At 54.8% G+C, this 21,528-nt stretch carries 19 protein-coding genes and 2 tRNA genes; 11 read left to right on the top strand and 10 right to left on the bottom strand.

Annotation, left to right across the window (positions count from 1 at the left end; translation table 11 throughout):
* Positions 1–15 precede the first annotated feature (15 nt).
* The 3 genes from TMES_RS08330 (at position 16) to TMES_RS08340 (ending at position 638) form a co-directional block, all read left to right on the top strand.
* Positions 16–92 (top strand) — tRNA-Val (locus TMES_RS08330).
* A gap of 15 nt (positions 93–107) precedes the next feature.
* Positions 108–184: transfer RNA gene (locus TMES_RS08335), tRNA-Val, on the top strand.
* A gap of 178 nt (positions 185–362) precedes the next feature.
* A complete protein-coding gene (locus TMES_RS08340; protein WP_245835260.1) occupies positions 363–638 on the top strand; it encodes a SemiSWEET transporter in 276 nt (91 codons plus the stop codon).
* Positions 639–814: 176 nt separating this feature from the next.
* Here the strand turns inward: TMES_RS08340 and TMES_RS08345 are convergent, their stop codons facing one another.
* The 5 genes from TMES_RS08345 to TMES_RS08365 all read right to left on the bottom strand — a co-directional run bounded on the left by TMES_RS08345 (position 815) and on the right by TMES_RS08365 (position 9,526).
* Positions 815–1,126, bottom strand: coding sequence for a Dabb family protein (locus tag TMES_RS08345; protein ID WP_085581426.1), 312 nt, complete (start codon positions 1,124–1,126; stop codon positions 815–817).
* Positions 1,127–1,218: 92 nt separating this feature from the next.
* Entirely contained in the window at positions 1,219–2,367 is a 1,149-nt protein-coding gene (locus tag TMES_RS08350) for an ABC transporter permease (protein ID WP_085581428.1), read from the bottom strand.
* A gap of 2 nt (positions 2,368–2,369) precedes the next feature.
* A complete protein-coding gene (rbbA, locus tag TMES_RS08355; RefSeq protein ID WP_085581431.1) occupies positions 2,370–5,192 on the bottom strand; it encodes a ribosome-associated ATPase/putative transporter RbbA in 2,823 nt (940 codons plus the stop codon).
* Positions 5,189–6,256: an HlyD family secretion protein gene (locus TMES_RS08360; protein ID WP_085581433.1), complete on the bottom strand. Its 1,068-nt coding sequence runs from the start codon at positions 6,254–6,256 to the stop codon at positions 5,189–5,191. Before TMES_RS08360 ends, rbbA begins: the two co-directional genes overlap by 4 nt.
* 261 nt (positions 6,257–6,517) lie before the next feature.
* Positions 6,518–9,526: an FAD-binding and (Fe-S)-binding domain-containing protein gene (locus TMES_RS08365; protein ID WP_085581435.1), complete on the bottom strand. Its 3,009-nt coding sequence runs from the start codon at positions 9,524–9,526 to the stop codon at positions 6,518–6,520.
* Positions 9,527–9,697: 171 nt separating this feature from the next.
* Between TMES_RS08365 and TMES_RS08370 the strand changes: the two genes are divergently transcribed.
* From TMES_RS08370 to TMES_RS08380, 3 genes are all read left to right on the top strand, one after another.
* Positions 9,698–10,708, top strand: coding sequence for a LysR family transcriptional regulator (locus TMES_RS08370; RefSeq protein ID WP_085581437.1), 1,011 nt, complete (start codon positions 9,698–9,700; stop codon positions 10,706–10,708).
* A gap of 123 nt (positions 10,709–10,831) precedes the next feature.
* On the top strand, positions 10,832–11,968 hold the full coding sequence (locus TMES_RS08375) for a patatin-like phospholipase family protein (RefSeq protein ID WP_085581439.1): 1,137 nt from the start codon (positions 10,832–10,834) through the stop codon (positions 11,966–11,968).
* 119 nt (positions 11,969–12,087) lie between these two features.
* Positions 12,088–12,945 (top strand): phosphodiesterase, encoded by an 858-nt coding sequence (locus TMES_RS08380; RefSeq protein WP_085581441.1) that lies wholly within the window; start codon positions 12,088–12,090, stop codon positions 12,943–12,945.
* A 92-nt stretch (positions 12,946–13,037) separates the two neighbouring features.
* On the opposite strand, the gene TMES_RS08385 is transcribed toward TMES_RS08380, so the two are convergent.
* Positions 13,038–13,808 (bottom strand): SDR family NAD(P)-dependent oxidoreductase, encoded by a 771-nt coding sequence (locus TMES_RS08385; protein WP_085581443.1) that lies wholly within the window; start codon positions 13,806–13,808, stop codon positions 13,038–13,040.
* Positions 13,809–13,990: 182 nt separating this feature from the next.
* Here TMES_RS08385 and TMES_RS08390 point away from each other — a divergent pair, with 182 nt between their 5' ends.
* Both TMES_RS08390 and TMES_RS08395 read left to right on the top strand, forming a co-directional pair.
* Positions 13,991–14,914 carry an AraC family transcriptional regulator gene (locus TMES_RS08390; protein WP_085581445.1) on the top strand — a complete coding sequence of 308 codons (924 nt, stop codon included), beginning with the start codon at positions 13,991–13,993 and terminating at the stop codon, positions 14,912–14,914.
* 225 nt (positions 14,915–15,139) lie between these two features.
* On the top strand, positions 15,140–15,676 hold the full coding sequence (locus TMES_RS08395) for a sugar O-acetyltransferase (RefSeq protein WP_245835262.1): 537 nt from the start codon (positions 15,140–15,142) through the stop codon (positions 15,674–15,676).
* 150 nt (positions 15,677–15,826) lie between these two features.
* On the opposite strand, the gene TMES_RS08400 is transcribed toward TMES_RS08395, so the two are convergent.
* Together TMES_RS08400 and TMES_RS08405 are read right to left on the bottom strand one after the other, a co-directional pair.
* Positions 15,827–16,294, bottom strand: coding sequence for a hypothetical protein (locus TMES_RS08400; RefSeq protein ID WP_085581449.1), 468 nt, complete (start codon positions 16,292–16,294; stop codon positions 15,827–15,829).
* A gap of 143 nt (positions 16,295–16,437) precedes the next feature.
* Entirely contained in the window at positions 16,438–17,682 is a 1,245-nt protein-coding gene (locus tag TMES_RS08405; RefSeq protein ID WP_085581451.1) for an FAD-dependent monooxygenase, read from the bottom strand.
* Positions 17,683–17,865: 183 nt separating this feature from the next.
* Between TMES_RS08405 and TMES_RS08410 the strand changes: the two genes are divergently transcribed.
* The gene (locus tag TMES_RS08410; protein WP_085581453.1) at positions 17,866–18,189 is read left to right on the top strand and encodes a DMT family transporter; all 324 of its coding nucleotides are present in this window, start codon (positions 17,866–17,868) and stop codon (positions 18,187–18,189) included.
* A 2-nt stretch (positions 18,190–18,191) separates the two neighbouring features.
* Here TMES_RS08410 and TMES_RS08415 read toward each other — a convergent pair whose 3' ends face one another.
* Positions 18,192–18,887 carry a LysE family translocator gene (locus TMES_RS08415; protein ID WP_211275891.1) on the bottom strand — a complete coding sequence of 232 codons (696 nt, stop codon included), beginning with the start codon at positions 18,885–18,887 and terminating at the stop codon, positions 18,192–18,194.
* A gap of 19 nt (positions 18,888–18,906) precedes the next feature.
* On the opposite strand from TMES_RS08415, the gene TMES_RS08420 reads away from it, so the two are divergent.
* The gene (locus TMES_RS08420; protein WP_085581455.1) at positions 18,907–19,782 is read left to right on the top strand and encodes a LysR family transcriptional regulator; all 876 of its coding nucleotides are present in this window, start codon (positions 18,907–18,909) and stop codon (positions 19,780–19,782) included.
* Between the two features lie 96 nt (positions 19,783–19,878).
* Here the strand turns inward: TMES_RS08420 and TMES_RS08425 are convergent, their stop codons facing one another.
* Positions 19,879–20,343, bottom strand: coding sequence for a RidA family protein (locus TMES_RS08425; protein ID WP_085581457.1), 465 nt, complete (start codon positions 20,341–20,343; stop codon positions 19,879–19,881).
* A 215-nt stretch (positions 20,344–20,558) separates the two neighbouring features.
* On the opposite strand from TMES_RS08425, the gene TMES_RS08430 reads away from it, so the two are divergent.
* A complete protein-coding gene (locus TMES_RS08430; RefSeq protein ID WP_085581458.1) occupies positions 20,559–21,464 on the top strand; it encodes a DMT family transporter in 906 nt (301 codons plus the stop codon).
* Positions 21,465–21,528 lie beyond the last annotated feature (64 nt).

Below are 21,528 nucleotides of genomic sequence, written 5' to 3' on the forward strand. Positions count from 1 at the left end.
AGAAGATGGCAAGATGGGCCTATAGCTCAGTTGGTTAGAGCGTTCGCTTGACATGCGAGAGGTCACAAGTTCGAGTCTTGTTAGGCCCACCATCTTCGCACATATAAGGGCCTATAGCTCAGTTGGTTAGAGCGTTCGCTTGACATGCGAGAGGTCACAAGTTCGAGTCTTGTTAGGCCCACCATCCCAACCCCGCCCCATTGGCGGGGTTTTGTGCATCCGGACTGCAAATACCGATTCGCACTGTTTTCCAGAACATTGTTTTCATGTGTTTTTTCGGAATTTCAGCGATTGAACTTTTTCAGACTTGAAAGCGCCCAGATTGTGTGTTGAATGCATTCAAGTGACGGATTGCTTTTGCGATGAAGGAGCATGCGATGGGGTTGCCATTTGAAACAGTTCTGGGCCTTTTGGCGGGCAGTCTGACGACGCTGGCCTTTTTGCCACAAGTGATCCGCACCTGGCGCACGCGCTCGACGGCGGATATCTCGCTGGGCATGTTTCTGGTGCTGTGTGCCGGTATTGCGCTGTGGTTCGTTTATGGCGTGCTGAACGGCGACTGGCCGGTGATCATTGCCAATGGCCTGACCTTCCTGCTGGCCGCCACCATCCTTGGTTTCAAGCTACGCCACGGCTGATTTTAAGCTGTTGCAGGGCAGGGGCAGGGAGCCGCGTGGGCCGCAGAGGGATGTCTGCGCCTATGGTGTGTTGTCGGTCCTTTGGCTGTCATGGGGGCGGGGAATATAAAAAAGGCGATCAAACCTGTGAAGGGTTCGACCGCCTGATTTTTGGGGTATGACTGAGCGCGGGCAGATCAGCCCAGTTTCAAATCAACCACGACCAGCCCGTTAATGCCGCCGTCGGCCAAGCCGACCAGTTCGCCGCCCAGGGCCTTGTGGGCAGGGAGTTCCAGATAGGTGTCGCGTGCGGCTTCATCGACAAAATCAATGCAAATACCGTGTTTGAAACCCTGTTCCAGACCTTCGGGGCTGAGCGACGGACTGGCGTCAAAGTCGCGCATGCCCGGCAGCTGTTCGCCCAGTGCGGCAAGGCGGTCAAACAGGGTTTGAATGGTTTGTTCGCTGGTATCGGATTTGAATTTAATCAGAACAATATGACGGATCATAAGGTACGGTCCCTTGGGTTGGCCGATTGGCGATTGGTGTTTGTTTTTGTTATGTGGGCCAAAAACCCGGTATCGCCAGCCGGTTGCCGCGATTATGTGCGCATAACGGCGATTGATTTGCGAAACCGGAAGGCGGCAAAGGCAAAAAACAGCCCGCCAATGCCCGCCACCATGGCAAATTCCGGCCACACAATTTCCAGCCCGGCCCCGCGATATAAGATCGATTGGGCAAATTTGACATAATGGGTCGATGGTACAAATGCCATGATCCATTGCATAAGCGGGGGCTGGCTTTCGGTCGGGGTATAGCCGCCCGAAAGCAGGCGCATTGGCAACACCACCAATATGAATAACAAGCCAAATTGCGGCATGGATTGCGCAAGGGTGGCCAGAAAGATGCCCAGGGCGGTGGCAAAAAACAGATACAAAACCGTACCTGCCAGAAACAGGGTTTCAGACCCGGCAATGGGGACCTTTAACATCAGCTCCACCACCAGCACCAATGACAAAGCCGCCGCCGCCAGAATGATCAGCCCGTTAGACCAGACCTTGGCCATCATGATTTCAAACGGGGCCAGTGGCATGACCAGCAAATGTTCGATGGTGCCATGTTCGCGTTCGCGGATCAGGGCGGCCCCGGCCAGAATAATCGACAGCATGGTCACATTATTGATGATTTCCATCACACTGGTGAACCACGAACTTTCGGCATTGGGGTTAAAGGCATACCGCAATACCAGATCAACGGGGGATTGCGCCGTTTCGCCTGCGGCCTGGGTTTTCCCCCCGACCCAGGTGCGAATTTCCTGGCTGAAAATATTGTTGATATAGCTTTCGCCAATGCCGGCCTGCATCATGGCGGTGGCATCAATATTTAATTGAACATCGGGGTTGCGCCCGGCAATAACGTCGGCTTCAAAATCGGTTGGAATAACCATAACAAAGGTATATTGGCCGCTATCCATCATCGGGTCGATCTGGCTGTAATTGATCAGCACCGGTTTTTTGAAATAGGGTGGTTCAAACGCATCGCGCAAGCGGGTTGAAAGCTGTGATCTGTCCTGATCAACCACGGCAATCGATGCGTTATGTAAATCATGTGACAAGCCGGTTGCGGCGGTATAAATGGCGAATGAAAACGCCCAGACGATCAGGGCCAGTAACACCACATCCTGGCGCAGACTGAACAGTTCCTTGATCCCCAGGCGATAAATATTTTCAAGGCGATAACGCAGTTTCATGGTTAGCGCTCCTGCCGGGGAAGAAGCAGCATTGAAAGGCCGGTGAGGGCCGGAAAGAACAATGCCAGAATGATGAATTGCGGATAAAGCGCCATAAAGCCAAGGGCCTTGGTAAACACGCCGACACTGATGGTCATGAAATGGGATGTCGGAATGATCATGGATAATATTTGCGGCCCCGCCTCCAGCGACGAGATCGGCTGCATCATGCCTGAAAACATCACCGACGGGATCATGGTGGCAATGGCGGTGCCAAACAAGGCCGCGATCTGGGTTTTGGTAAAGGATGAAATCAGCAATCCCAACCCGGTTGTCGAAACTACAAACAGGAAAGCCCCCAATACCAGGCCCAAAAAGCTGCCTTTTACCGGCACACCAAAGATAACGACGGCCATAAATGTCATCAGGGCGAAATTGATCATGCCCAGGCCGACATAGGGGATCTGTTTGCCCAGTAAAAATTCAAACCGGCTCACCGGGGTGACATACAGATTGGTGATCGAGCCCAGTTCCTTTTCGCGCACCACGCCAACCGCCATTAAAACGGCGGGAATAAACATCAGCAACAGGGCAATAACCGAGGGCACAATGGCATAGATGCTTTTGAAATCCTGATTATAGCGATAGCGCGCCTCAATGCCGGCAGGCAGGCTTGTCGCACTGTTGCCGGTTTCGCGCATGATGTTGTCACTGACATATTTCTGGTTGATGCCCTGAACATAGCCATGAATGGTTTCGGCGCGAAAGGGCATGGTGGCATCGATGGTGGCCGCAATTTGCGGGGTGCGATTTTGTTGCAGCTTGCGCCCGAAATTTGGCGGTATTTCTACCACCAGCGCCAGATCACCACTTTTTATCCGGCGTTCCATTTCGCTGTAATTTTCAAGCGCCGGTTTTTCGGTGAAATATCGCGAGCCAGCCAACCCTTCCAGATAGGTGCGGCTTTCCGGTGTCTGGTCACGGTCAAGGGCTGCATAGGTCAGGTTTTCAACGTCAAATGTAATGCCAAAGCCAAAAACCGGCATTAAAATCATCGTACCTAACAAGGCAAAGACCAAACGGATCGGATCGCGCAGCAGCCCCATCGCCTCGCGCAGGCTATAGGCCCACATGCGCCGGGGGCTAAAGCCGGGAACCGCCTTCTCGGCCCAGTTCGAGGCGGCGATGAAGGTGTCATTTTCATCGTCTTCATCGGGGCTGATATCGCCAATCGTGGGGGGGCTGTTTTTGCCAGTATCGCCGGTGGCTTCTTTTAAATAGGCGATAAAGGCCTGTTCCAGCGTGTCGGTGCCGCGTTTTTTAACCAGTGCTGCGGGGGTGTCGCTATCAAGAACCTGACCGGCATGCATCAGCGATATCCGGTCGCACCGCGCGGCTTCGTTCATGAAATGGGTGGAGATAAAAATCGTCACCCCCTGATTGCGCGACAGATCGATCAATAATTGCCAAAAATCGTCGCGCGCAATCGGATCAACGCCCGATGTCGGTTCATCGAGAATAAGGATTTCGGGCGAATGAATAATCGCCACCGCCAAAGACAGGCGCTGGCGCACGCCCAAAGGCAGCTTTTCCGCCAGATCATCCATATAAGGGGTAAGGCCAAACCGGGTGGAAAGGTCCTTTATGCGCGATGACAATTTATCGGGCGGTAAATGAAACAGCCTTGCGTGCAAATCCAGGTTCTGGCGCACGGTGAGTTCGGAATAAAGCGAGAAGGCCTGCGACATATAGCCAACCCGTTCGCGCATTTTAAGGTCGGTGCCGTTTGACGGTTCGCCAAACAGCCATGCCTTGCCTTCCGATGCCGGAAGCAGGCCGGTCAGCATTTTCATGGTTGTGGTTTTGCCACAGCCGTTGGAGCCCAAAAATCCAAAAATCTCGCCTCGATCAATGCGAAAACTGACATGATCAACAGCGGTGAAATCGCCGAATTTTTTGGTCAGGTCTTTTGCTTCGATGGCGGGTTTGCCGTCGCGTTCGGGGCGTGGTGGAATAACCAGTTCCTTGTGATTTTTGCGCCGTTCTTCGGGCAGAAGCGCAATAAAGGCGGCTTCGAGGCTGTCGGTCCCGGTTTTTTCCAGCAATTCCTGTGCTGTGCCCCGTGCCAGAATTTTGCCGTCATTCATGGCGATCAAATGATCAAACCGGCTGGCTTCATCCATATAGGCGGTGGCAACCAGCACCGTCATGCCGTCGCGCGATTGGCGAATGCTATCAATCAGATCCCAGAATTGCTGGCGTGAGAGGGGATCAACCCCGGTTGTCGGTTCATCAAGGATTAAAATATCCGGGTCGTGAATAAGCGCACAACACAGGCCCAGTTTTTGTTTCATCCCGCCCGAAAGATTGCCTGCGGGTCGGTTCACGAACGGGTCCAGCCCGGTGCTTTTAACCAGTTTTTCAATGCGCTGGGCGCGCTCGGATTTTTTCTGGCCAAACAGGCGGCCAAAAAATTCCAGATTTTCGCGCACCGTCAAATCCATATAGAGGTTTTTGCCCAACCCTTGCGGCATATAGGCGATGCGCGGCGATGTTGTGGCCCGTTGGCGGGCATTGCGCATATTTCCGCCCAGCGTTGTGACATCGCCCTTTTGCACCTGCCGTGCCCCGGCAATCAGCCCTAAAAGGGTGGATTTGCCAACACCGTCCGGCCCGATAAAACCAACAATGCGCCCGGGGCCAATTTCAAGATTGATATCAGACAGGGCACAGGTTTTGCCATATTGATGCGACACATTGACAACCCGCACCGCAGTCTGGCTGTGGTCTTGCGTCTGTGGTGCGTTGTTTCCCTGCGCCGGTTTTTCGCCATCAGGAGAAATCATTTGCCAGCGGTTCCACTTGTTCGGTCGCTATTGGCGGGCGTGTCGCTGGCCGGGTGGTCGCTGGTATCAACGGTGCCCGCCCCGGCGGGCAAGTTTACTTTTAACCGGTCGGGCCAGCCGCTGTTTGAGGCCAGAATAATATAGGCTTCGCCGGGCAGGCCGGTTTTGACCTTTTCGATATGTTCTTCCAAAAGGTCCGAACTGATGCGAATTTTAACCCGGAACATCAGTTTTTCGCGCTCGGTGCGGGTTTCAACCTCGCGCGGGGTAAACTGGGCATTGTCGGCAACAAACGACACCGTGGCCGGAATAACAAAATCCGACGCGGCATCCAGCACAATGCGGGCCTGATTGCCGACATAGGCAAGGCCTGCCTGCGATGTTGGCAAAAACACCGTCATGTAAACATCGGTTAAATCGAGCAGGGTAACAACCTTGCCCCCGGCGGCCAAAACTTCGCCCGGTTCGGCAAGGCGATATTGCACCCGGCCCCCGCGTGGCGCGGTTAGGACAGAATCATCGATTTGCACCTGAATACGGGCCACTTCGGCACCGGCGGCCTCAACCGACCGTTCGGCGCTGGTCTGGCGGGCATTGGCGGCTTCTAGCCGGGCGACGGCAATGTCGCGGTCGGCTTCGCGCTGGTCAACCTGTTCGCGGGCGATATTGTTATTTTTTACCAGCTTTTGCGCGCGGTCCAGTTGCTGCTTTGCCAGGCGCAATTCGCTTTTACGCTGAACAATTTCGGCCCGCGCCTCGGGAACACCTTCCTTTGCCCGGGCTTCCTGGGCCATGGCTTGTGCCAGTTGGGCGTCGAGCTCGGATGTATCCATTTTGGCAAGGATGTCTCCGGCATTGACCCGGTCGCCTTCATCGACCAGCACCTCGGAAACCCGCCCGGCATATTTGGTGGCAACATGAATTTCTTCGGCCTCGATCCGGCCATTGCCCGATGCAATATAGTCGGGCAGTTCATCCTGATTTTGCAACCAGGCGTAATATCCGCCACCGGCAACGATAATCAGAATGGCCAGCACAATCAGAACAGGGCGCAGGGTTTTCATAAAAGCAGGCTCCAGAATCACATTGTCGATGTGCTGGCAGGACATTCCGCACCGCACAATATTAGAATACACTGGTATTATTGATTTACCAGCGAGAAGCGGGTGATATTTGCCAATTATTCTAACTTAACGGGTGATGGGCGTCTTTGATCCGGAACAAACCCGATATTCCAGTATCTTGTCGGGGCGTATAACCCAAAAAGGCCCGCAACAATGTGCGGACCTTGAATGGGGTGGCGGAAACGTTGTTCTTGTTTGGTTTTACAGGACCTTGGCCAGATATTCCGCCGGGCTTTGCGGGCGCGTGCCTTGCTGGCGTTTAACCTGGCAGCGGCAGGAAAAACCGGTGACCAGCATGTTATTCACACCGGTTTTTTCGGCTTTTTTCTGCCAGCTCATTTCATAAAGGCGGCGCGAATTATCGTGGTTGGCGGTTTCATGGCCATAAACCCCGGCCATGCCGCAACATCCGGTGCGTTCGGTTGCCAGTTTAACGCCAAAGGCATCAAATATTTTTTGCCATTTGACACTGACATCAGGGATTGATGTTTTTTCAGTGCAATGGGGAAACAGGGTTGGCACGTTGCCGGGCTCGATGGTGGCGGCAATTTTGGGCGGGGTTAACCGGCCATTGCGAATTTCGCTTTCCAGCCATTCATGAAACAGGTTTACCCGGTAATCGGGCCGGTTTTGCAACCGCTGGGCATATTCCTGGCGGTAGGTCAGCGTCACACTGGGTTCAACACCCACCAGTGGAATGCCAAACTGGGCCAGATCGCCATAAACCGCATCATTGTCGCGGGCCTGTTTGTCGAACTGCTTTAGAAACCCTTTGACGTGCTGGGCCTTGCCATTGGGTCGATAAGGCGGCACAAAAACCCGATAACCCAGTTTGCGCAGCAAATCGACATGGCCCAAAAATGTTTCAACATCATAATGGGTGGTGAAACAATCCTGTATCAGCAAGACAGATTTAACCCGTTCGGCGTCGCTGAGGTTTACCAGCTGGTTTTTGTTAAAGGGCGCAATGCCGCGCGCATGCAGGGCCGGGCCCAGTTTGCGCGTGCTGGTTTTGGGCAAATCTTCCAACCCGGCAAAGCGGGCGAAGGCCCATTTCACCGGTGGCAGCGATTGCAGAACATTAAACAGGGCAGGTGCAGATGCCGTTAGCGGGGCGAGGCGTTCGAGCCGGGCAATGATGTAATCCTTTAACGGGCGCGGATAGCGGGCATGATAGGCGGCCAAGAACCGCGATTTCATTTCGGGAATATCGACTTTGACCGGGCATTGCCCCGCGCACGCCTTGCACGAAAGGCAGCCATTCATGGCGTCATAGACGTCGTGGGAAAAATCGCGTGCATTGGCAAAGGCCAGTTCGGGGGCCTCGGCATCGGTGCCGACACTGATCTGGCGGATCCATTCGCGCACCATGCCCGCCCGGCCCTTGGGCGAATGCACCCGGTCGCGCGTGACCTTGTAAGACGGGCACATGGCGTCGAATTCGTCAAAATTAAAACATGCGCCATTGCCGTTACAGCGCGTGGCGTTCAAATAGTCGTTTTTCAATCCGGCTTCGATCTGGCGGTCTAGTTGGCCGCGCATCGGGGCTTCGTCAATCGGGGTTATGGGTAAATCCATGCCAAACGGCGATGCGATTTTGCCGGGGTTTAGCTGCCCTTCGGGGTCAAATTCCTTTTTGATGCGGCGCAGCACATCATAAAGTTCCGGCCCGAAATAAACCGGTGAAAATTCGCCGCGAAAACCTTTGCCATGTTCGCCCCAGATTAACCCGTTATATTTTTTGGTTAGCTCCACGACACCGTCCGAGACGCGGCGCAGGCGAATTTCGTCTTCCTCGTCACACATATCAAGCAACGGCCGCACATGCAGGCAGCCAACATCGACATGGCCAAACATGCCGTAATCCAGCCCTTCGCCGTCCAGCAGCGCGCGAAATTCGGCAATAAAATCCGCCAGGTTTTCGGGCGGAACGGCGGTGTCTTCGACAAAGGGGGTGGCGCGGCGTTTGCCTTCAAGATTGCCCAGCAAACCAACCGCCTTGGACCGGATAGACCAGATGGCCGCCATTTGCGCCGGGTCAGAGGCCACGACCGAGCCGATGGGGGCGTTGGCCTCGGTCGGGTTGTCGGCCAGATATTGCGCCAGCTGGCGTTGTTTTTCGGCCAGTTCGTCGGCATCATCGGTGGCAAATTCAACCACGTTAAAGCCCCGTGTGGGAATGGTGGCACCGTCTGTGCCCAGCAATTGTGCCAGCACATGCCAGCTTTCGTCTTGCTCGGCCAGTTTCATCACCTTGTCATCGATGCTTTCAATCGCAATCGGGTCAAAGGCAACCAGGCGGCCGACATGGCGCAGGGCATCGTCAAAGCTGGCATAGCGCACAACGGTCAGGGCTTTGTATTTGGGCAGGCGAATAACGCGAAAGGTAATTTCCTTGGTCAGGCCCAGGCTGCCTTCGGCCCCGGCGATCAGGAAGCTGAGGTTACTGGCACCATCATCGCCCACAGCTTCTTTGAGGTTATAGCCGGTCAGACCGCGGTTCATTTCCGGGAATGTGGATTTGATCTGGTCGCGGCGGGGTAAAATTTCGTCGATGATTTTACGATAAACGCTGCCAACGCGGGTTTTTTGTGCTGCTTCAATTGCGGTTTGGTCGGCACCCAGTGCCGATGTGACAAAGTCACTGCCATCGATCAGAACCGTGGTCATTTTTTCGATGTAATGGCTGGTTTTGCCGTAAATGCGCGATCCTTTGCCCGAACTGTCCGATCCGACCATACCGCCCACCGTGGCACGGTTGGCGGTTGACACATTGGGGGGGAAGAAAAAGCCGTGCGGTTTTAGCCAGGTATTTAACTGTTCCAGCACCACGCCGGGTTCAACCCGCACCAGCCCGGTTTGGGCATCAAATTCGATGATATTGTTTAGGTATTTCGATGTATCAACAATGATGGTGTTGTTTAGCGATTGCCCGTTGGTACCCGTACCGCCGCCGCGCGGGGTTAGTTTAACCCGGCGAAATTCCGGTCGGCCTGCCTGTGCCATGATCACGTTAATGTCGTCGCGCTGGCGCGGTTGTAACACAGCGCGCGGCATCACCTGATAAACACTGTTATCGGTCGCATGGATCAGGCGGGTGGGGAAATCGGCGTGGATTTCGCCGCTAAATTTGCCTTCCAGTTCCAGCGTTTTTAAAAATGCCAGTGTCAGATCATCAAGGCTGCGATCAGGGGTCAGTTTCGGGATCATCGAAATCTCTGTGTGCGGGAACGTTAACGGGCTGGCCGGGACAGGTGGGCCGGAGCAAGGGGCGGCGTTTTTTATGAATAACGGCTATTCAACCGGATTATGATTGATTGTACAAATCGAAAATTGCGAATTATTATTCGGTTTTAGCAATTAATAGGTCTGGGTAGTCAAATGCTGTCATCGGTTAGTTTGCGTCATTTGCGCGGGTTTATTGCCGTGGCCGAACAGGGCTCGTTTACCCGGGCGGCCAATGTGCTGGGCATTACCCCGCCCACGTTGACGGCCACCATCCGCCAGTTTGAAGATATTATCGGCATGCCATTATTTGACCGAACCACCCGGCATGTGGCGCTAAGTTCCGGGGGCGAACGGTTTTTGCCCGTCGCCCGTCGCCTGATGGCCGATTTTGACATCGCACTGGACGACCTTGATGCCCAATCCAAGGGGCTGGGGGGCAAGGTTGTTGTTGCGGCGGCACCATCGGTTTTAACCCGCATTTTACCGCAAATCATTGTTGCGTTTAACAGTGCGCATCCCGATGCCAGTTTGCGCCTGGACGAAATGAATGCAGGCGAAGTTCACGAGGCCGTTGGCGCTGGCGAGGTGGATTTTGGCATTGCCGGGGACTGGCGGGCGTTGCCAGATATCCGGTTTGATCCGTTATTTAGCGATAATCTGGGCGTGGTATGCCGCCATGATCACCCGTTGGCAAAAAATCGCGTGGTGCAATGGGGGGCCTTGCAGGATTTCGCCTTTGTGGGCCTGGGGCCGGAATCGGGCACCGGGGCGATATTGGCGCAACAGGCCCTGATCGATTTGGGGGGCGGACGTGAAAATGCGCCAGGTTCGGGCCAATCAGCGCCATCGCCACAATCGTCACGACCCGCCCGCGCGCTGCGCCCGGTTGTTGAAACATCAAACACCGTAACATTATGCGCGATGGTGGCGGCAGGGGTGGGCATTACAATTTTGCCAGAACTGGCCGCGCGGGTGGAACATAACCCTGATCTGGTTTTTGTGCCGCTGACCGGGCCGGTGCGCGAACGCCATATTGGCATTATTACCCGCAAAAGCCGCAGCCTGTCGCCGATTGCGCGGATCTTTCTTGATATTGTGTTGGACAAAGCGCCCAAGACGCCATTGGCCGCATTGCTGCGCTGGCACAGCGTGGAAACAAACTGATTTTACAACGCCCCTTGCGCATTGTCTGGAATGACTACAGTTAAAGGAAAATGCTATCTTCGCAGTTGCAGCATGGCCCGATGATGCGGCGCAACGGCATATCATTCCTGATTGGAGAATAAGATGGCTTCTGGTTCTTCTGGTTCCTCAACCTTTCCGGCATCCTCAAACCCGCCGCGTTTGCCAAGGCGTCCGCGCAAATCGGTCAAGACCCCCAAAAAAGACCAGCACCCGCCGTTTAATGCGACAAATCCGCTTGCGATTGATTTGGCCCTGCAAGGGGGCGGATCGCACGGGGCTTTTACCTGGGGAGTGCTGGACCGGCTTTTGCAAGAGGACTGGATTGTCGTCGAGGCGATTTCGGGCACCTCGGCCGGGGCCATGAATGCTGCGATTATGGCCGATGGCGTGGCGCAGGGCGGCCGCGAACGCGGGCGGGCGGCACTGGAAAAATTCTGGCGTAAAATTTCTGACGCCGCGCGGTTTAGCCCGCTTCAACGTGGCCCGCTTGATATTTTGCTGGGTAACTGGTCGCTGGAAAATTCGCCATTTTTTCAGGCGATGGATATGACTGCACGCATGTTTTCGCCCTATCAGCTTAACCCGACCGGCGGGAACCCGTTATCGGATATTCTAAGTGACATGATCGATTTTGACCGTTTGAACAATGGCGATATTGACCTGTTTGTGACCGCAACCAACGTGCAAACCGGCTGTGGGCGTGTGTTTCGCAATGATGACATAGATGTGGATGTGTTGCTGGCATCGGCCTGTTTGCCCGTGCTGTATCATGCCGTGGAAATTGAGGGCGAACCCTATTGGGATGGCGGATATGCGGGTAACCCGGCCATTGCCCCGCTGGTGCGTGAATGCGCGGCCAAGGATACCATTTTAGTGCAAATCAACCCGGTTGAACGTCAGGGCATACCAAAATCGGCCCGCGATATTGCCAGTCGCTTAAACGAAATTTCGTTTAATTCGGTATTGTTAAAGGAATTGCGCATGATTGCCCTGTTGCGCCGGGTGGTGAGTGCCAAGGATGAGGAAGGCGCGCGCTGGGCCGAAATGCGCATGCACCGGATAACCGGCGATGTGATGCTGGAACTTGATTCATCATCGAAAATGAACGGCGAATGGTCGTTTCTTGAAATGCTGCGCGATGAAGGGCGCAAGGCCTGCGAGACCTTTTTAACCCGGCATCAACAAGACCTTGGCGTCCAGCCCAGTCTGGACATTGATGCGATGTTGCCTGAAATTTAAACCGCGACGCCCTGCCATAGCCCGTCACAAAACTTTCGTTATTTCGATGTTGTACTGCATTAACAGCACCGTAATGTGAGGCACCCGGTTTTTAAGGGTGCTGTGAAAAGGCGCATTTCATGTTGATAGCTCAAATTACCGACCTGCATATCAGGGCGGGGCGAAACCTTGCCTATGGCCGCGTCGATACCGCACGCGCCCTTGAACGGGCGATAGACCATGTGATGGCGCTTGATCCGGCCCCGGACGTGGTTTTGTTTACCGGCGATATCGGTGATTTGGGCATTGCCGCGGAATATGCCGAGGTTGCGGATATTTTGGCAGCATTGACGTTGCCCTATTACATGGTGCCGGGCAACCATGACCGGCGGGCCGCCCTGCATGATGCCTTTCCCCATGCCATTCCGGCGAAAAAGGGCGATTTTTTACATTATATTCTTGATGATTTCCCGCTGCGAATGATCGGGCTTGATACGCTTGATGAAGGGTACGGGCATGGTGTTTTATGCCAGCGACGACTGGCGTGGCTGGAAAATCAACTGGCGCAAAACCCGCTACTACCGCATTTGATTTTTATGCATCACCCGCCCATCACAAGCTTTATCGCCCATATGGACGCGCTTAAATTGCGAGGGGAAGCCGATAACCGCACCAATGCGGGTGACAATAACGGGCTGGCGCACTTGTTTCGCCAGTATCGTGGTATTGTCGGCGTGCTGTGCGGGCATTTGCACCGGCCGCTGCATTGTGTGTGGCACGGCGTGCCGGTCAATGTGGCACCGTCCATTGCCCATCAGGTGGTGGCTGATTTTCGCGAACATGGCCCGGCGGCATTTAATATGGAGCCCGCGGCAATCCAGCTTCATTTCTGGTCGCCAGATCTGCCCGAACAGGGGCTTTTGACCCATACCAGCTATATTGGCGATTTTGCCGGGCCGTACCCGTTTTTTGATGCAACGGGCGCGCTGATAAGCTGACAGATGGCGGCGAGGGGGCAGGAAGCCGTCGTTGGCTTCCCACCGTGTTTATCTGGCGGTGGTCCCGGGGCGGGGCCGGGGAATGCCTTGTTTTACAGGTTCATGCCGCCCGAAACCTCGATCCGCTGGGCATTGACCCAACGATTGTCATCAGATAGCAGCGCGGCAATCATGGGGCCGATATCATCGGGGATACCGGCGCGGCCAAGGGCGGTTACGCTTGAAACCATCTTGTTGTAACCGGCATTGTCGCGCACAGCCCCGCCGCCAAAATCGGTTTCAATGGCACCGGGCGCAACGGTGTTGGCGGTAATGCCGCGTGCGCCCAGTTCCTTTGCCAGATAGCGGGTGAAAACCTCGATCCCGCCTTTCATCATGGCATAGGCGGCGTAGCCGGGGCCAGCAAAGCGGGCAAGGCCGCTTGACAGGTTAACGATGCGCCCGCCATCGGCCAGGATTGGCAGTAATTTCTGGGTCAGGAAAAACACGCCTTTAAGGTGGATATTCATCAGGCGGTCAAACTGTTCTTCGGTGGTTTCGGTGATTTTGGCGTTAATGCCAATTCCGGCATTGTTGACCAGAAAATCAAAACTGTCGCGGCCCCAAGTTTCTTTTAGCGCGGTTTTCAGGTTCGCAACAAAACCATCAAAGCTGTCAGACGCGCCGGTATCAAGTTGCAATGCGACGGCCTTGGCCCCAAGGGCTGTAATTTCGGCAATGGCGGCGTCGGCTTCGCTACGATTTGAATGATAGGTCAGAACAACGTCAATTCCCTTGCGGGCAAGGTTGGTAACGGTGTTGCGGCCAAGGCCCCGGCTGCCGCCCGTGACAAGGGCAATTTTTGATGCAGTTTGTGCAGTCATTTTTAAAATCTCCGTTCGTGTGTGTGTTGATTGCACGCTACGCCAAAGCCAGGTATGGCGCATGCCCGGTCATGCGAATTTTTTGCCTGATTATCCAAATTTGGCGCAACGGGCTTTGCCAATGGCGCAGTTCGGGGTAATTTTATTGGTATTATTCTCTGCCTTTTATAAAGGACACCCCGATGACATTTGGCCCCAAATACGCCGAAATCAAATCTGGTCTGGCATCCTGCCTTAAACAGCTAAGTGCCGATGATGGTGTATTTGAAACCGCCATTGACGGGGTGATGGTGATGCGCGAAACACGGCCAACCGGGCTTTTGCATATGATTTACCGCCCGGTTCTGTGTCTGGTTTTGCAAGGGGCCAAGCAGGTGAGTGTTGGCGGGCAAATATCGCAATTTCACGCCCTGCAGTCCCTTGTGGTAAGTGTTGATTTGCCCGTGATTGGCCGGGTGACAGATGCCACGCCCGACGCCCCGTTTTTAGCGATGTCGATTGATATTGATCTGGCCGAAATTCGTGATTTGCTAAGCGAGATTGAAAAGGATGGTGCCACAGGCACGGCCACGGGCAAAAATGGCCCGGGCGCGCTTTATATCGAGGATGTCGATGAGGCCATGCTTGATTGTGCCGGGCGGATTTTACAACTGTTAAACCGCCCCCATGCCATTGGCGTGTTGTACCCGTTAATCCGGCGCGAGATTTATTTCTGGTTGTTGTCGGGCCCGCACGGGCATGTGTTGCGCCGTTTAAGCCTGCCCGATGGTCATACCCGGCGCATTGCACGCGCCATTTATAAAATCCGCAGTGATTTTAGCCAAGCCTTGCGGATTGACCATTTGGCGGAATTGGCCGGTATGAGTGTTTCGTCCTTTCATCAGCATTTCAAATCGGTCACCGGGATGACGCCGTTGCAATATCAAAAGGAATTGCGCCTGCGCGAAGCCCGCCACCTGATGGGGGCAAAGGCATTATCGGCGACCGAGGCCGCCTATGAGGTGGGGTATGAAAGCAGCAGCCAGTTCAGCCGCGAATTTGCCCGCCTGTTTGGCATGACGCCGCGCCAAAGCATGGCCCAAATACGGGCGGTTAACCCGGCATAGGGTTGGTTCTGCCCACCATCCTTTTACCATGTTCGGCCATTTGGCCCACTGCTGGGCGGTGGGAATGCCCTGTTTTACCAGTTTGCGGTGTGAAAACGTGTTTGAGCGGCGCGGGCGATGATATTCAGGCTGCCCTTTTCTTGCAGTCATGGCGTTCTTCGGGCACAGTCACGTCAAAACATAATTCGGGGGAATGGTGATTTGACGGTAAGTGAGCGGGAAAAAATGGCGTCCGGTCAATGGTATCGGTGCCTGGACGATGAACTGGCTGAACTGCGAATGGTGGCACGCCGGGCGGTTTTTGCCCATAACACCACCCTGCCCGATGATCGCGGCAATATTACCCCCGATCTGTTTGCCGTGCTGGGCTCGTCCGCGCCCGATGCCCGCATCGAAGTGCCGTTTCATTGTGCCTATGGCGGCAATATTCACCTTGGGGAACTGGTTTTTATCAATGCGGGCTGCACGTTTTTAGACAGTGCCGAAATACGCATTGGTGCTGGCAGCATGCTGGGCCCCAATGTGCAAATTTATTGCGCACAGCATCATAAAGACCCGGTTTTGCGCAAGGACGGGCTGGAAATTGCCCACCCTGTGACCCTTGGGGAAAATGTGTGGGTGGGCGGCGGTGTGATTATTCTGGGTGGGGTTCGCGTTGGCGATGATGCCATCATCGGCGCCGGGGCGGTGGTAACCCGCGATGTGCCCGCCGGGGTTACCGTGGTTGGCAACCCCGCCCGCGAAATGTCCTTGCGGACCTGATACCACGCCATTACATGAATAACTCATGAAGGCTTGGTCAGGCGCGACCGCGCTGCGAAAGGCACGGGCGTTTGTGAAGCCCGCCCGCCGATGGAGGGGCTCGTTGATCGGTTTCGATCAACGAGTTTTAGTATGACAGGGAATACGGGTTTACCGTCTGGTGCGCATCAGGGCGTCTACCGCGTCTTGATGCTGGCGCACAAATTCAACATTTTCCGGGTCGGTATTTGGTATTTTATCTTCGCCAACACGGGCGGCAACCGCACTATGGGCCATTGTCATGCTGGTGATCAGATAGTCGCGGGCGCTAAACCCGTTTTCCGATAACAACGCCTTGATTTTGGGCTGGTTGTTAAGGTTTTCAACCATTTCGTCCAATGATTTTGGCTTTTTGGATTTCAGGTCATAGTCGGATTTATGGCTTTTGATTTCGCTGACGACATTGCTCATACGGGTTAATTCATCGGCCGTCAGTTTATGCCCTGCAGTCGCCTTGGTAATATCCTCGCGAAGTGTGCTTTGGCTGTTTTGTGCTGCGGCAGGAAAACTGGTGGCAACGCCCATAAACAGGGTCAGTGCCAAGGCGACGATGCCTGCTTTTCCAGGGATTTTGAACATAGTGGGTCTCCTGTCGTGGGCTTTGTATTGCGATAGTCTGTTAAGCTAGCGCGGATCTACAACCCTAATTTGACAACAATGTGGGCCGAGGTGCAAATACGCGTCCGCGAACAAAGGCCATAGCAAATAAAACAGGGTGTGGGTTATTTGCCGATCCCGGCCTTGATTGCCAAACGGCGCAGCGGGCCGATATGGTTGATCGCGCAAAGCCCGGTATAGCGAAGGTCGCGCAAAAATTCGGGTTCGGCTATTGCCGCGCGGTTTAACAGGTCAATGCCGCCAACCCGGCCAATGGTTTTGGGCAATTGGCGGCGTTCCCAGTGATGCAACAACGCATCGCTGCCGATATCCTTGTTTTCAAGTTTCGCGAGATCAATCTGCTTTGCCAGTGTTTCGATGTCATGCAGGCTCATATTTAAGCCCTGTGCGCCGATGGGCGGCACCACATGGGCGGTTTCGGCGATTAAGGCCAGGCGCGGGGCGGTTAAACGATGGGCAATTTGTGCGACCATCGGCCAAACGGCGCGCGGCGTTATAATTTCAACCGGGCCAAACAGGTTCATGGTTTCGCGGGTTAGCTCGCTGGCAAGGGCGGCATCCTCCATTGCCTCAAGCTGCATTGCGCGGGCATGGGGCACCATCCACACCACCGACGAACAGGCTTTTCCATTATGGTCGGGCATGGGCACCAATGTCAGCGGGCCGCCGGACCGATGGATTTCGGTTGAAATATTGTTATGCGCGGTTTCGTGCGATACGGCAAAAACCAGCGCATCCTGATCATAGGACCAGCGGTTAAACCGGATGCCGGCCAGATCGCGCAGGGTGGAATTGCGGCCATCGGCGGCCAAAACCAGCGCTGCGGTAAATTTTTGCCCGTCCGACAAGGTAATAATCGCCGGGCCGGGGCCCGCCGCAGTGGGCGGGGCGTAGCCGGTAACACGGCAGTTATTGATTAAACGAACATTATCCAGCGTGGCGATTTTGCGCAAAAGCGCAGCTTTGGCGGCAATATTGGTGATGTTCCAGCCAAAATAGCCATCGCTGGTTTCGGCCCCGTCAAAATCGGCGGTTTCGCGCGGGGTGCGTTCAACGCCGCCGGCATCCACAATCCGCATAACGCGCAATTGTGCGCCGCTGGCTTGCATGTCATCCCACACACCGGCATAGGTCAGGGTGTCGATGCCGGGTTTTAAAAATGCGGTGGTGCGCAGGTCGGGCATGGGGGCATCGTTGGCGGGGGGGCTTGCGGGGGTGTTAATGCCGGGCGATGTTTCCGCCGGTGCCGGGTCCACAATGACAATCTGGTGGCCATCGGCGGCAAGGCGTGCCGCAGCACTTAAGCCAGCGATACCGCCGCCAGCGATCAGGATTTCGGTTTCTTGCATTATCTGTCCACCCGTTATGCCGGTAATCTTTCGTTAGCTGATATATAGAACGCTTTGGCGGTGGGGCAAAGTCTTCGATAACGGCCTTTGGGTGTGAAAACCTGCCATGCAGGGCAATGGGTTGTGCAAAGCTGCGGTTTTGGCCATGCTCGGGCCGGTTTTGGTATTGGATAGGAAAAAGACATGGCGGCGTGGCTGTTTTTGATTTGCGCAATCGGCCTGGAAGTCGCGGGCACGGTAAGCCTGAAATTTTCCGACGGGTTTAGCGACTGGCGTTTTACCACGCTGACGCTGGCTCTTTATGGCATCAGTTTCTGGATGTTATCGATTACCTTGCGCACCCTGCCGGTCAGCACGGCCTATGCTATTTGGTCGGGCCTGGGAACGGCGGCGATTGCGTTAATCGGCATGATGTTTTTCAAGGAACCGGTAACCCTGATCAAGGGGGTTTTCCTGCTTATGATTATTGGCGGGGTTGCCGGGCTGAATGTGGTTGGCAAGCATTAAAGCTAAAACAGCCATATCGGAATAACCGACGCAGCAAGCAGGCTGCCCAAAAAGATATTAAGCACTTTCCATTGTGTTTCCGACTTTAATAATCGCGCCATAACAACGCCTGTGCTGCACCATAAAGTTAAGGAAACGATGGCCGAAAGGCCAAAGGCCGCGCCAAGCCAGGATGCCAGATTGACCGGGTTCGGGATCAGGGTGGAAAAGGATGCCGCGGCCCCCATTGTCATCGCCCAACCCTTGGGGTTAAGCCATAAAAGCCCCATGCCGCCCCAAAAGCTGACCGGGTTGGCAAGTTGTGTGTTTTGGGGTGGGCGACCTTTACGCGCAATGGCAAAAGCCAGCCACAACAGATAGGCCGTTCCGACAATTTTTAACCCCAAATGCAAGGCCGGGCTTGCCAGCACCAAACTTGCCAACCCACCTGCTGCAGCTGCTGCAAGGCTTGCCATGCCAAAGGCAATGCCAAATATCATGGGGAAGGACCGTGCCAGCCCATATTGCAGGCCCGATGCCGTTGCCAGCGTGGTGGCCCCGCCGGGTGATATGGCCGCGACAAGGGTGAAAAGGGCCAGCGGACCAAGGGTATCAAGCATCATGATCGTCGTTCCGGTATCTGTGCCAAGGGGAGGCGGTTCGTCGATCAGACACCGGAGCGATAAATTAAGAAAGGCAATGTTTGTAATGAGCGACATTACATAATATAATGCTGGCATGGTTGGAAATCTTGATACCGCATTAATTCGTACATTTATCACGGTTGCTGACAAGGCCAGTATGACAGCGGCGGCCGCGACCCTGCATTTAACGCAGGGTGCTGTCAGCCAGCAAGTTCGGCGGTTGGAAGATGTGTTGGGCGCATCTTTGTTTGAGCGTGACCGGCGCGGGTTGCGTTTAACTGCGGCAGGCGAACGTTTATTTGGCCGCGCCAGGCAAATTCTGGCACTTAATGATGAAATCTGGGCGGAAATGACCGGCGATGTCGAACGGGGCAAGGTGCGGCTTGGGGTGCCGTTTGATCTGGTGGGCAAGGGCATTGCACCGGTTTTAAAAAGCTATAACGCGGCTTTTTCGCAGGTGGAATTATCGCTGATTTGTGCCGCCTCGCCGGATTTGAAAAACGCCCTTGCGGCCGGTGAAATTGACATTGCCCTGATCGAGGAACCGGTTCGCGACCAGCCCGGCGGGGAATGTTTGCGCATTGAACGGCTGGTTTGGGTGGGGGCCAAGGGCGGCACCGCACGGGCCAGGCGCCCGTTGCCGGTATCCATGGTTAGCCAGACCTGTGCCTTTCGCCCCGTCGTTTTCGAGGCGCTTGAAACCCGAAATTTGCCGTGGCGCACCGTGTTTGAAAGCGGAAATATCGAGGCAACGGCAGTAACCGTGCGCACCGATATGGCAGTAACGGCGTGGCTGGCGGCAACGGTGCCCGATGATCTGGCAATTATTACCGACGACCGTGAATTGCCGCCATTGCCAGCATTTTCAATTAACATGTATTGGGCGCAAGAAAGTGCGGCACCGGCCATTCGCGCCCTGGCCAATCATATGCGCAATCATCTGTTTGGCGGCGACGGCAGGCGTTCGTGACGGATGGTAATTTGAACGACACAGCGTTTTAAATATCAACAGGCAGGAAATGCATCCTGCCTGTTGATATTGTTGTTTAATTTTGGCGGGTCAGCGTCAGGCGACTTCAAAAACGCCGTCAATTTCAACAGCCACACCCAACGGCAGCGATGCCACGCCAACGGCGGAACGGGCATGTTTGCCAGCATCACCAAAAATTTCCACCATCGTGTCGGACGCACCATTTACGACCTTGGGCTGGTCGGTAAAATCGGGGGCGGAATTAACAAAGGCGTTGAGTTTGACAACGCGGATAACGTTATCAAGGTCGCCAATGGCGGCGCGCAATTGTGCTACCAGGTTTAGCGCGCACAAACGTGCCGCTTTCTGGCCGTCTTCCACGCCATATTCCTTGCCCAGTTTGCCAATGAATTTCAGTTCGCCATTTTCCATGGTGATCTGGCCGGAAATATTCACAAGGTTGCCCGAACGGACATACGGCAAATAATTTGCCACGGGCGCATTGGCCTGGGGCAGGGTGATGCCAAGTTCGCCAAGGCGGGCTTCGATTTTACCAGACATGATTGTTTCCTTTGCAGTCAGGGCGTGTTTTAGGTGTGTTTGCGTAATCTATCGGTCTTGGCGGGTAAACAAAACCATTTCTTTGTGTGAAATGGTGCCCGGTTTCGCGCCCGTTTCAGCATTGTTCTAAATTGCTCATTTGTAATTTGCCGATTTCGCGTGCAGAAAGCCGGTAGAGAAACAAAAACAGATGATAACGGGTGGGGAAACGGACAATGACGGGTGCGACAAAATGGCTGGACCGGGTGCATGGCGGATGGCTGGCCTTGCTGGGCATTACGATTTTAAGCCCCGATGCCCTGTTGATCCGGTTGATCAAGGCGGACGATATGACAACGGCCTTTTGGCGGTTGTTGATATTGGGGGCAACCCTGATGGCGGCGGCGGCATGGCGCGGCGCCCGGGCACGCCAGCCTTTGTGGCAGGCCATTTGCCCGCGCAAGGATGAAATTCTGGCCGGAATATTTTATGGCGGCACCAGTGCCTGTTTTATTTTATCGATCAAAAATACCGATGCCGCCAATACCCTGGTCATCATTGCGGCCACCCCGCTGATCAGCGGCTTGATCGGGGCCTTTTTGTTCAAGCGCAAACAGCCAATGCGGACCTGGGTGGCATCGATTGTGGTGTTTGCCGCACTGGCCATTATTGTGGGTAACGGGCTGGGTGGTGCGCATATGCTGGGCGACGTTCTGGCATTGGGCACGGCATTGTGCATGGCGTGTTATTTCAATGTGCTTGGCGCACGAATTGCTGTTGATACTGTTCGTGCGATGATGGTTGGGGCTTTGCTGGTCGCAATATGCGTTGCACCTGCTGCACACCCGCTGATGCTGTTTCCGTGGGATCCTTTATGGCTGATTTTGCTGGGCTGTCTGGTTTTGCCGTTGTCATTTACCTTTATTTCAATGGGGGCTAAACGCATCCCGGCGGCTGAGGTCGGCCTGATCATGCTGACCGAGGCGATTTTGGGCTCGGGGCTGGTGTGGCTGTTTATGGGCGAGGTGCCCTCATCGACCACCCTGATCGCCGGTGCCGTGGTGATTGTGACACTGGCAACGCATAGTGCGCTGGCATTGTATGGCCGCAAACGCAAACGCGATTTGGCGGCACAGATCTGACGTTATTTACCATGCGCTCTGCACCGTGATATGCCCCGATCCGCGATAACGGGCGCCGACTTTC

Origin of the sequence: Thalassospira mesophila, assembly GCF_002115755.1 — a bacterium.
Lineage (GTDB): Bacteria > Pseudomonadota > Alphaproteobacteria > Rhodospirillales > Thalassospiraceae > Thalassospira > Thalassospira mesophila.

Bases quoted from the DNA above. Each gene is read 5' to 3' on its own strand.
- TMES_RS08340 (WP_245835260.1), top strand. From the start codon at position 363: ATGAAGGAGCATGCGATGGGGTTGCCATTTGAAACAGTTCTGGGCCTT.
- TMES_RS08345 (WP_085581426.1), bottom strand. From the start codon at position 1,126: ATGATCCGTCATATTGTTCTGATTAAATTCAAATCCGATACCAGCGAA.
- TMES_RS08350 (WP_085581428.1), bottom strand. From the start codon at position 2,367: ATGAAACTGCGTTATCGCCTTGAAAATATTTATCGCCTGGGGATCAAG.
- rbbA (WP_085581431.1), bottom strand. From the start codon at position 5,192: ATGATTTCTCCTGATGGCGAAAAACCGGCGCAGGGAAACAACGCACCA.
- TMES_RS08360 (WP_085581433.1), bottom strand. From the start codon at position 6,256: ATGAAAACCCTGCGCCCTGTTCTGATTGTGCTGGCCATTCTGATTATC.
- TMES_RS08365 (WP_085581435.1), bottom strand. From the start codon at position 9,526: ATGATCCCGAAACTGACCCCTGATCGCAGCCTTGATGATCTGACACTG.
- TMES_RS08370 (WP_085581437.1), top strand. From the start codon at position 9,698: ATGCTGTCATCGGTTAGTTTGCGTCATTTGCGCGGGTTTATTGCCGTG.
- TMES_RS08375 (WP_085581439.1), top strand. From the start codon at position 10,832: ATGGCTTCTGGTTCTTCTGGTTCCTCAACCTTTCCGGCATCCTCAAAC.
- TMES_RS08380 (WP_085581441.1), top strand. From the start codon at position 12,088: ATGTTGATAGCTCAAATTACCGACCTGCATATCAGGGCGGGGCGAAAC.
- TMES_RS08385 (WP_085581443.1), bottom strand. From the start codon at position 13,808: ATGACTGCACAAACTGCATCAAAAATTGCCCTTGTCACGGGCGGCAGC.
- TMES_RS08390 (WP_085581445.1), top strand. From the start codon at position 13,991: ATGACATTTGGCCCCAAATACGCCGAAATCAAATCTGGTCTGGCATCC.
- TMES_RS08395 (WP_245835262.1), top strand. From the start codon at position 15,140: ATGGCGTCCGGTCAATGGTATCGGTGCCTGGACGATGAACTGGCTGAA.
- TMES_RS08400 (WP_085581449.1), bottom strand. From the start codon at position 16,294: ATGTTCAAAATCCCTGGAAAAGCAGGCATCGTCGCCTTGGCACTGACC.
- TMES_RS08405 (WP_085581451.1), bottom strand. From the start codon at position 17,682: ATGCAAGAAACCGAAATCCTGATCGCTGGCGGCGGTATCGCTGGCTTA.
- TMES_RS08410 (WP_085581453.1), top strand. From the start codon at position 17,866: ATGGCGGCGTGGCTGTTTTTGATTTGCGCAATCGGCCTGGAAGTCGCG.
- TMES_RS08415 (WP_211275891.1), bottom strand. From the start codon at position 18,887: ATGTCGCTCATTACAAACATTGCCTTTCTTAATTTATCGCTCCGGTGT.
- TMES_RS08420 (WP_085581455.1), top strand. From the start codon at position 18,907: ATGGTTGGAAATCTTGATACCGCATTAATTCGTACATTTATCACGGTT.
- TMES_RS08425 (WP_085581457.1), bottom strand. From the start codon at position 20,343: ATGTCTGGTAAAATCGAAGCCCGCCTTGGCGAACTTGGCATCACCCTG.
- TMES_RS08430 (WP_085581458.1), top strand. From the start codon at position 20,559: ATGACGGGTGCGACAAAATGGCTGGACCGGGTGCATGGCGGATGGCTG.